Origin of the sequence: Xanthomonas sp. SHU 166 (assembly GCF_000364685.1) — a bacterium.
Classification (GTDB): domain Bacteria; phylum Pseudomonadota; class Gammaproteobacteria; order Xanthomonadales; family Xanthomonadaceae; genus Xanthomonas_A; species Xanthomonas_A sontii.
In genome coordinates, this window is sequence record NZ_AQOJ01000118.1 from 1 (window position 1) to 10,528 (window position 10,528).

The following is a 10,528-nucleotide window of genomic DNA, read 5'->3' on the forward strand; positions in this document are numbered from 1 at the left end:
GCCTGCGCGGCCGCCAGCGCCGCCGCCGCGCCGCGTTCGCCCAGCGCCGGGGTCACTCCGGACAGGTGCAGCCACTGCGCGCCGTGCAGCAGTGCCGGCCAGTCGTGCCGGTCGCCCGCGTCCAGCGCGAAGGCCGAGCCGGCGCGATCGTAGGTGACCTCGCTGGGGCGGTGCCCGGCGCCGGTGCTGAGGAAGTACAGGCCCATGCGCCCGGGCACGAAGCGCACCCCGCTGGTGTCCACGCCATGCCGGCGCAGTTCGCCGGCCGCGGCCTGGCCCAGCGGGTTGTCCGGCAGCACGCTGACCACCGAGACGGCGTGGCCGAAATGCGCCAGCGCCACGCCCACGTTGGCCTCGGCACCGCCCACCTGCACCTGCAGCCGCGGCGTCTGCAGCAGCCGTTCGTGGCCGGGCGCGCCCAGGCGCAGCAACAGTTCGCCGAAGCAGACGATGCGGGAAACGGTCATGGCAAGCGGGTCCGGCAGCCGAAGGGACGCCAAGCATGCCGCGAAATGCAAACGCCGACCAGAAAAAGTGACCAGCGGTGTCATTTTTGTGCGGCAGCAGGCGCTTCGGCACTGGCCGACGTCGCGATCCTGCGCTATCTCATTGACTGCAAAGACCCTTGGGTCGCCGGGCACTCTGTTGCGCTGCAAGATGCCGGGATGTTTCGCAACTGTTAACGTTGGTTTTGACCAGCGGTGTCATTCGCGACAACGCCCGCAGTTCCACGCCGTCATGTAACCCTTGGGAGGGGAGGACATGCAATTACGTACCGAACGCCGGAAGACACCGGTTACCTTGCTCGCGCTGTCGATCGGCCTGGCCCTGCAGGCCGGTGCCCTGCAGGCGCAGGAAGCGCCGGCGTCCGCGCCGCCCGCCGCGGCCTCGGCCGATGCCACCACCGAGCTCGACACCGTCGTCGTCACCGGTTACCGCGCCAGCGTGGAGAAGGCGCTGGACATCAAGCGCGCCGAAAAGGGCATGGTCGACGCCATCGTCGCCGAGGACGTGGGCAAGTTCCCGGACACCAACTTGGCCGAATCGCTGCAGCGCATCCCCGGCGTGGTCATCACCCGCGACGCCGGCGAAGGCCGCAACATCTCCGTGCGCGGCCTCGGCCCGGACTTCACCCGCGTGCGCATCAACGGCATGGAAGCGCTGACCACGGTCGGCGCCAGCGACCAGAGCGGCGGCACCAACCGCGGCCGCGGCTTCGACTTCAACGTGTTCGCCTCGGACCTGTTCACCCAGATGGTGGTGCGCAAGACCGCCTCGGCCGACGTCGAGGAAGGCTCGCTGGGCGCCACGGTCGACCTGCGCACCGCGCGGCCGTTCGACTACGACGGCTTCACCTTCGCCGCCAACGGCCAGGCCACCTACAACGGCATGTCGCAGAAGGCCGATCCGCGCATCGCCGCGCTGGTCGCCAACACCTGGGCCGACGGCACCTTCGGTGCGCTGATGTCGGTGGCCTATTCCGAGCGCCAGGTGCTCGAGGAAGGCAGCGGCACCACGCGCTGGGCCAACGGCCCGAGCAACAACGGCTACAGACCCACCTCGCCGTTCGCCGCCGCCAACAGCGCCAACGTGTTCAGCCCGCGCATCCCGCGCTACACGCAGATGGAGCACGAGCAGAACCGCCTGGGCGTGACCGGCTCGCTGCAGTGGAAGCCCAACGACAGCACCGAGTTCTCGCTGGACGGCCTGTACTCGAAGATCGATGCCAAGCGCGACGAGCACTACATCGAGGCGATCAGCTTCAGCCGCGGCCGCTCGCAGAACGGCAAGCCGGACATGATCGTGCGCGACGGCTACGTCGACCCGGCCTCCGGTGCGCTGCTGTACGGTCGCTTCGACAACACCGACATCCGCTCGGAGAACCGCCACGACGAGTGGAACACGGTCTTCAAGCAGCTCACCCTCAACGGCGAGCACCGCTTCAGCGACACCTTCAAGATCACCGGCGAGATCGGCACTTCCAGTTCCAAGCACCGGAACCCGATCCAGACCACGGTGATCATGGACAAGAACAACGTCGCCGGTTACAGCTACGACTACCGCAACAGCTACACCTCGCCGGTGTTCAACTACGGCATCGACCCGACCGCCGCCAATGGCTGGACCCTGGCCGAAGTGCGCATGCGTCCGCAGTCGGCCAACAACAGCTTCGACACCGGCTCACTGAACTTCGAGTGGAACCTGGGCACCAACTTCACCCTCAAGGGCGGCGTGCTGGCCAAGAACTACGGCTTCGACACCAAGGAGTTCCGCCGCGCGTCCGAGACCAGCGTGCCGACCTTCGCCACCGGCAACCGCATCGTGCCGGTCAACTTGGTGACGCTGGCCGGGCTCAAGGGCATCGAGGGCACGCCGTCGAACTGGGCGGTGCCCGACCTCAACGGCATCGCCGATGCGCTGGGCATCTACAGCGGCACCGGCACCTGGACGCTGACCGAGCGCGCGGTCAACACCCGCAGCGTGGAAGAGAAGGACCGCGGCGCCTGGTTGATGGGCGACTTCGCCTTCGACATCGGCGCGATCCCGTTCTCCGGCAACATCGGCGTGCGCTACGTGAAGACCAACCAGTCGTCCACCGGCTACGCCCTGGTCGGCTCGAACCTGATCAACACCACGGTCGAGCGCGACTACCACGACACCCTGCCGTCGCTGAACCTGGTCGCCGAGATCACCCCGGACTTCCTGATCCGCTTCGGCGCCGCCAAGGTGATGACGCGGCCGGGCCTGGGCAGCCTGACCCCGGGCGTGACGGTCGCCGTCGCCGGCGGCGCGCGCACGGTCAGCGGCGGCAATCCGAACCTGGATCCGATCCGCGCCAAGACCGCCGACCTCGGCTTCGAGTGGTACCTGCAGGAAGGCGCGATGCTCGGCCTGGCGCTGTTCTACAAGGACATCGACAGCTTCGTGCAGACCGCGCGCACCATCGCCCCGTACTCCAGCAGCGGCCTGCCGGTCAGCCTGCTCGACGGCACCGGCGCGGCGGCCACCGACGACTTCGTCTTCAGCGTGCCGCTCAACACCCCGGGCGGCAAGCTGAAGGGCGCCGAGTTCAACTACATCCAGCCCTTCAGCTTCCTGCCGGGCAAGTGGGCCAACTTCGGTACCCAGCTGAACTACACCTACGTGCAGTCGAAGATCCAGTACGTCACCGGCACCGGCGCGCTGTCGTTCAACACCGATCTCACCGGCCTGTCGAAGAACTCGTACAACGCCACGCTGTTCTACGAAGGCGAGCGCTTCAGCGGTCGCGTGTCGCTGACCCACCGCGACGGCTACCTGACCCAGGTGCCGGCCACGGAAACCGGCTTCGACATGCACGGCATGCGCGGCACCAATGTCGTGGACGCCAAGCTGACCTACAAGATCGACGAGAAGATCGACATCAGCCTGGAAGGGTCGAACCTGACCAACGTGCCGTACTACGAGTGGGTGCAGACCAGCGCCACCGGCGCGCAGCTGCCGCTGACCTACAGCGAGACCGGCCGCCAGTACGCGATCGGAGTGCGTTACAAGTTCTGAAGACTGCGTTCGCCGGTGCCGCGCTGCGGCATCGGCAACGCCCCGCTGCCCGCATACTTGCGGGCCGGGGAGGGAGATCGACGCGCGCCGCCACGGTGCGCGCCGATCGCAAAGGAGCGAGATGAAACAGGCAATGTGCGGCAGCGCGGTGGGCGCCGGCGGTGGTGTGTCGGTGATCGGTCCTGGGGTGTGGCGTCGCCTGAAGGCGAAGGCGGTGCACCTGCTTGCGTCCATCGGCTCGTCGCGATTGCCACAGGATGTGCCGGCATCGCGCGTCGCAGCTGACGCCGCTCCCACAGTGCAGCAACGCACATGTGGGAGCGGCGTCAGCCGCGACGCGCGGTTCCTACCCACTTCGGCAAAGCAAGGCTCTACTGCATACGCCTCCAAATCGCAGAGCCCAGGTCGCATCTCACACCGCCTCGCCCTGCTCTGTGCCCTCGCGTTGCCAGCGATCGCCGCAGCCGCCACCCCCGAACTGCTGTTCCGCGTCTCCGCCGACAAAGGCCTGGACGCCGACGTCGCCCATGGCGACCCCCAACCCAACTTCCGCGACAAGATCGCCCTGGTGCCCACCGGCGTCTCCGGCCAGGCCATCGAATGGGCCGACGACGGTGTGCTGTCCTGGAACGCTCCCGGCAACCTCTACACCCAGCGCGGCACGCTGTCGTTCTTCTGGCGCTCGCGCTACCCGGTGGGCGAAGCGCCGTTCGTGATCTTCCGCGTCGGCTACGCCGACCACACCAGCTGGGACATGGCCTGGCTGCGCATCGACTGGAACGGCCACGGCTTCGATGCCTTCGTGACCGACGCCAACCTGGCGCGCACCCGCGTCTCCTTCAAGCTGGACAAATTCCCAGCGCCCAGCGCCTGGACTCATCTGGCTTTCGCCTGGGACGAGACCCGCGGCGTGCGCCTGTACGTGGACGGCAAGGAAGCCGCACGCGTGGACTGCACCCAGGCCTGCGCCGACGGCGGCTCGCTCGACTTCGACGCCGCGCTCGACCAGCTCGGCCTGGCCGCACGCGTACTCGCCCCGCACCAGGTGCAGAGCCGCTACAACTTCCTGCGCGGCAGCGACTTCGACGAGATCCGCGTCTACGACCGCATGCTCGACGCCGCGGGCGTCGCCGCGCTGGCCCGGCAGCAGGAACCGCGCAGCGCCGAGACCGTGCCCGACAACGCCGCGCGCAACGCCTGGCTGCACCGCTTCGGCTGGGACCACGGCCGCGCCCCGCCGGCGCTGGATGCCCCGTCCACGCGCATCCGCAAGGTCGAGTTCGCCGACGCCAAGGACCTCAAGGAGTGGATGTGGAAGGCGACCGACGGCATCGCCGAGACCACCTGGCCCGGCGTGTACAACCGCTCGCGCCTGCCCGGCCGTAACGACTACTTCCAGTTGCCCGACTGGAACGTCTACGTCGAAGGCGGCAAGGCGCTGGACCTGGCCCTGCCCAACGAACCGTTCAACCGCATCGAACTGCGCGGCGCCGCCTACGGCCAGGCCACCTATGCTGCCGCTGGCGGCACGCCTGCGCCGCTGTTCTCGCGCGCCCAGGGCACCGTGCGCAGCGTCGACCAGTTCGAGCGCCGCCGCGGTGGCCACCTGCGTTTCACCAACGTCGCCCAGGAAACCCCGATCCAGGAGATCTGGGCCTACGACGTCGGCGCCGGCGCCGAGCCGGCCAACCCCAGCGCCACGCTGCGCTACACCGTGCGCAGCGACATCGCCCCGGACTACGCCAACCTCGCCGCGCTGCGTGCCTACATCGCCGGGCGCTACCCGCCGGACGAGCGCAGCACCGTGGTCGCGCTGCCGACCAAGGCGCCGTCGCGCAAGCGTGCAGACGAAAAGACCGCGGTGCCGCCGCTGCCCATCGTGCATGTGCTCATTCCGTCCAACCTCGGCGACGCACCGGCCGCGCAGCCGCTGATGCGCAGTTGGTCCTATGGCTGGGAGAACATGCACGATGGCCTGGACGGCATCGCCATCGACCTGCCGGCGCTGCAGCTGCCTGCCACGCACAACGGCCTGATCCCGCTCAACATCCGCGTCAAGGATCCGATCTGGCCCGGCCGCGACATGCTCGACGTGTCGGTCTCGGTCGCGCCCGGACAGGCGCGCACGCTGTGGCTGGACCTGCGCGACCGCATCCTGACCGACGACAGCCTGATGCTCAGCATCGCCTCGGCCGCGCCCGGCTTCGACGCGCGCGCGCTGGACGGTGCGCAGATCCGCCTGCTGTTCAAGCCGCGCGAGCAGGCCAAGATCGAGCACATCGCCGACCGTTTCAACCAGGTCAAGGACAACTGGGGCTTCCTGGTCGAGGAACACACCACCTCCAAGCGCCAGCGCCTGTACGCGCGCCTGGATGCGGACATCCACGACCTGCTGCGGGTGGACCCGGACAACGCGCTGGGCCGCCAGTACTGGGCCGACATCAGCTACGGCAACCAGGGTCCGCTGCCGGTGCAGTTGCCGCAGCCGCCCAAGGGCGTGCCGGGCTGGGCGTTCTGGCAGCTGGAAGACCTCAAGGCCACGCGCCGCTACATCAACTGGTGGATCGACGAGCGTCAGGTCGACTACGGCGACTTCGGCGGCGGCATCTCCGACGATTCCGACCTCACCCAGCAATGGCCCGGCGTCGCCCTGATGGGCGTGGATCCGGACAAACTCAACGCCTCGCTCACCGCCCTGTCGGACGCCAACTACCGCAACGGCATGTTCACCGACGGCCTCTCCACCATCGAGACCGACGAACTGCATTCCTACGAGGACGGCATCAACATCAACAGCGAAATGCTCTACCTCAACTGGGGCGACCCGCTGACGGTGGAGCGGCTGATGCGCACGGTGAAGGCGTTCGACAACATCATCCAGGTCAACCCGCAGGGCCACCTGCTGTTCGCCAGCAACTGGTTCGGCGGGCGCAAGGTCTACCGCGAACCGAACTGGCAGTGGCAGAAGCCCTACTCGTTCCCGATCCTGCACCCGGCGCTCCTGCTGGGCGGCTACAACGCCGACCCCAACAGCCGCCGCATCGTCACCGGCCTGGCCGACGGCTATCTGGCCCACGCCTACACCGACGCCAAGGGCCAGTGGGCGCTGCCCAACGAGATCAACTGGGCCACCGGCAAGACCCGCGGCGGCAGCCTGTTCGACGGCAGCGGCGGCCCCGACACCCTGCACACCTTCTGGGCCGCGTACCGCTGGACCGGCGATGCGCGCTACCTCCAGCCCATCGACTACCGCGTGGCCAAGGCCGGCCCCGGCGGCCTGTCCCTGCTCAACGAGAACTTCCTCGACGTGCTCGGCAAGCGCGACAGCTGGGGCGCCAACCTGGCCAAGGCGGCGGCCGACGCCGACCCCGGCGACTCCCCCGACTTCGCCCACCACGTCGCCTGGGAACAGAGCGGCGATCCGCGCTGGCTGGAAACCCTGTACCGCGCCGAGACCCGCGACAAGCTGCAGAGCTTCTACATGAACACCGAAGGCCACTGGTGGAGCGACCGCGTCGAATCGCCCACCGTGAACCTGCAGCGCGCCCGCCTCGGCGGCGTCGCCCTCAAGCGCAACCAGACCTACCCCGGCCACACCGTCAGCTGGCGCTTCGCCGATCCCGAAGGCGCGGTGCAGGTAGCGCTGCTGCTGCCGAAGCCGCGGCAGGATCGCTTCACCGTCATCGGCTACAACACCAGCGGCAAGACGCAGCGGGCGCAGATGACCGGGTGGAACATTGCGGCCGGACAGTGGCAGATGCGCGCGGGCGTGGATCGCGACGGCGATGGGAAGATCGATGGCAAGGCCACCACGCGCGAGTTCGCGTTCGAGAAGAGCGGGGCGGTGGATGTGGAATTCCCGGCAGGGCAGACGGTGGTGATGGAGTTCGAGCTGGTCGCACCGGCCGCGGTGCCGGTCGAGCTACGGCCGGATCTGGGGATTGGGCGGGGGGATGTGCGGGTGACTGCGGATGCCATCGAGGTGACCGTGCATAGCCTGGGGCATGTGGATGCGCCGGCTGGGTTTGTGGTGTTGGAGGATGCGCGGGGTCGGGAAGTGGCGCGGGCGGCGTTTCCTGCGTTGGAGGCGCCGCGGGATTTGGAGCCGAAGACGGCACAGGTGCGGTTGGTGGTGCCGGGTGGAAAGAGCGCCAAGGGAGGACGGGTGCGTGTCGTCACCGAGGGCGACGTGGCGGAACTGACCCAGAGAAACAATGCAGTGGATGTGCCCTGATTTAATCGGGTCCACATCAAGACGCGCCCTTGCCTAGCGGGACGCGCATTCACCTCGGAATGTCCCCGACTGACGGCTTACATTTGTCTCCCCAAAAAGTGTGACGCTGTGCTAGAACAGGGTTGTCTGTGGGGGAGGACGGACTTCCACCGGACCTGATTGGACGGTTGCGCATGGGGATACGCGGCGCAAAACGTCCATCTGTAATGGGAACGCTAGGACGCCAAATCTTCTCAGGGGAAATCGATGTTTACCAAAGTCTCGATCATCGCGGCGCTAGCCGGATTTGCTTTGTGCCTGGCTGCTGCATCTGCGGATGCACGTGTGCGCGCGGCGGGTTCACACCACACGACGAGTCACGGCGGTCACTACACTTCGGGCTACGGCTCTTCGCATAAGGGTGGTAGCTACCGTAGTCCAAGCACCAATAATCACTACCGCCGGCATAAACCTTGACCTCTAAGCCACTAGGCTAATATAAAAAATAATTTTAGTAAAATCGTCGAAATTGAACTGTGTTTACTTCGTGTCCGTTTATTTGAAAATGCGCTTTGGCCCCGATTCTGCTGAAGAAAAGCCGCTATCCCGGTTCGCGCTCTAACACGTCGCTCAATCCGACACCGCTTCGTGGCGCGCGCAGCTTAGCTAAATTGCTGGGCGCGAAAGGAGTTCTAACAGTGCCCAAGTTGTCTTGTCTCACCACAGAAGAAGCAGCGCTCTAGATCTCGAAAAAGCAAGTGACCGAATGCAACTTCTATATGCGAAAAATTTGAAAATCTTTTGATCCCACTGCTAATGACGCTTCTCGGGGCGCAGTAATGCCGCCTAACGAGTCATTAAAGTATGAGGCGTTTTGCGGCCCGGCTTAACACAGGTTTTAGGACGCAGCGACCGAGATAGGAGGCTCGATGCTAGATATCGTAACTACGTCGTTCTACTTCAAAGCTCCTGTGATTGAGAAGGAGGCGTTTGAGCGATTCTCAACGGAGCTTTTCGACGAGTGGGACGGATACGTTGAAACGTATCTAGCCTTGCCAGACTATGCAGTCACACTGATCGTTGAAGAAGGATCCATTAAGGGAGTTGCGAAAATAGGTGCAACTGTCGGGGCCCTCTATCTAGCTATCGGAAACTACGGAAGCTTCATCCAAGGAGTGCAGATAATTCGAGATCAGGCAAATTACGTCACGAACGCGCTGTTTGATGAAGCGAAGCAAAAATTTAGCTGTGAAAAAACGCGCGCAAATTCAAGGCGAAGCGGCGGAGAGATTTATTATCTCAGAGTGCTGTTTGAACGAGTGCAGCGCGGCCAGATAACACCTGACGAAGCCGTAATGGAAGTCCAGAATCGCTGGGGTCATGACGCGTCCAATTCGCCGGCGTTCTTACGAGATCTCGCCCAAAGCCTTGAACGTGCGCCGCGCCACCCCGAGCAGCTCCCCATGTCGCCCGAGTTTTGGGAGCCATGTGGCGAACCGTTTGCGGTACCTCGCTCACCGAAGCCACGGCGCCTACCATCGCCGGAGGCGCCACTTCCTCAACAGTACCGAATCGAGATTTTTCGCCCTAGGAAAGGCGGCTCGAAGAAGGTCAAACTCACGAAATTGTAGTTAAGCAGCCGTGTGCCCTAACGAGTAGCCAAGCCGACGCCGCTTCGCGGCGCGAATTAATTTAGGCGTTACTCACCAAAAACGCGCTTTCGCCCTGTAGGAGCTGGTATGGTTACACAAGATAAAGTCTTCTCCAAACTTGAAGAGCTTGAGAAGCTGATCTCCCAGAACAAGCCCAACTGGTTTGAGCGTGTCTTCTGGGGCATCGAAAAGGCTCTCATACCCATCACTGTCGCAGTTATCGCCTACCTCGGAAACCAAGCGGCAACAAAGATCTCGCACGGACAGCTTGCCCTTGCGAGAGCCGCTGCCGACGATCGCAAAGCCGAGTTCAGTCGAACAATGCAAAGCAAGTATCTGGAATTGTTCTACCGCGATATAACATCCAAGGAGCCGCGAGAACAGGCCAACGCAATGGCGCTGCTCCAAATCATGGATCCATCTTTGGCACGGGATCTGTCCGCATTCGTTCAAGCTAGCACGTCAGTTACTCCAGCTCTAAAAGCTGAAGTCAAGGCGGAATCGCAGAAGTTGGAAGCAGCCGCTCAAGTCCCAACGAGGCGGGACTCAGGACCACTTTCCGGATACAAGGTTGGTATCTACTTCCTGGCCTCGGACACCGGAGCTGCCAAAGCTGCCGATAAAATTGAAACACATCTGCGGTCGCAAGGATTTCGGGGCTTCATTCAGCGATACCCCAGTAGCCCAGAGTTTTGGGATAAGGTAGTTCCGCCTACCACGCTAGAGATTCGGTTCGAGGAAGGTCTAGAGGACAGGCAAGCTAACGCTCTAAAGTCCTTGCTCACGAGTGCTCCACTTAGGCGTAAAGCGGAGCTCCTACCTGTAGGTAATACCACACAAAATTTCATCTCCATATTTGTGCCAAGTGGTGGCTAGCATGCCCTTAAATTGGACGCGGTACGAAGACAAAAACCGGGTTAGAGTGCACTTTTCTCGTGTGTGATACCTTTGAAATTTCACGCTAAACCCGGTTCTGCTGACCGTGGCTCCAATGCATTGACAGCATCATGTTGCACGGAACCACTGGAGCGCAGTCCTGCCGTCCAGAGGTTGTGCCCGAGGCAACGTAGGTGGGGCTAACCAAAAAAACAAAAAAACAGGGGTCAGAGTGCATTTTTATTGT

General features: G+C 64.1%; 6 protein-coding genes. 5 read left to right on the forward strand and 1 reads right to left on the reverse strand.

Features of this window, described 5'->3' with window-relative positions; all coding sequences use genetic code 11:
- A partial coding sequence (locus D180_RS04800) for a PfkB family carbohydrate kinase (RefSeq protein WP_017911903.1) occupies window positions 1-467 on the reverse strand: 467 nt, incomplete at its 3' end.
- Between the two features lie 295 nt (window positions 468-762).
- Here D180_RS04800 and D180_RS04805 point away from each other — a divergent pair.
- The 5 genes from D180_RS04805 (at window position 763) to D180_RS23780 (ending at window position 10,281) form a co-directional block, all read left to right on the forward strand.
- The gene (locus D180_RS04805) at window positions 763-3,540 is read left to right on the forward strand and encodes a TonB-dependent receptor (protein WP_043090484.1); all 2,778 of its coding nucleotides are present in this window, start codon (window positions 763-765) and stop codon (window positions 3,538-3,540) included.
- A gap of 445 nt (window positions 3,541-3,985) precedes the next feature.
- A complete protein-coding gene (locus D180_RS04810) occupies window positions 3,986-7,774 on the forward strand; it encodes a LamG-like jellyroll fold domain-containing protein (protein WP_017911905.1) in 3,789 nt (1,262 codons plus the stop codon).
- Between the two features lie 246 nt (window positions 7,775-8,020).
- On the forward strand, window positions 8,021-8,230 hold the full coding sequence (locus tag D180_RS22835; RefSeq protein WP_081616398.1) for a hypothetical protein: 210 nt from the start codon (window positions 8,021-8,023) through the stop codon (window positions 8,228-8,230).
- Between the two features lie 452 nt (window positions 8,231-8,682).
- Window positions 8,683-9,384 (forward strand): hypothetical protein, encoded by a 702-nt coding sequence (locus D180_RS23775; protein ID WP_157835419.1) that lies wholly within the window; start codon window positions 8,683-8,685, stop codon window positions 9,382-9,384.
- A 108-nt stretch (window positions 9,385-9,492) separates the two neighbouring features.
- Window positions 9,493-10,281 carry a hypothetical protein gene (locus D180_RS23780; protein ID WP_157835420.1) on the forward strand — a complete coding sequence of 263 codons (789 nt, stop codon included), beginning with the start codon at window positions 9,493-9,495 and terminating at the stop codon, window positions 10,279-10,281.
- Window positions 10,282-10,528: the final 247 nt, after the last annotated feature.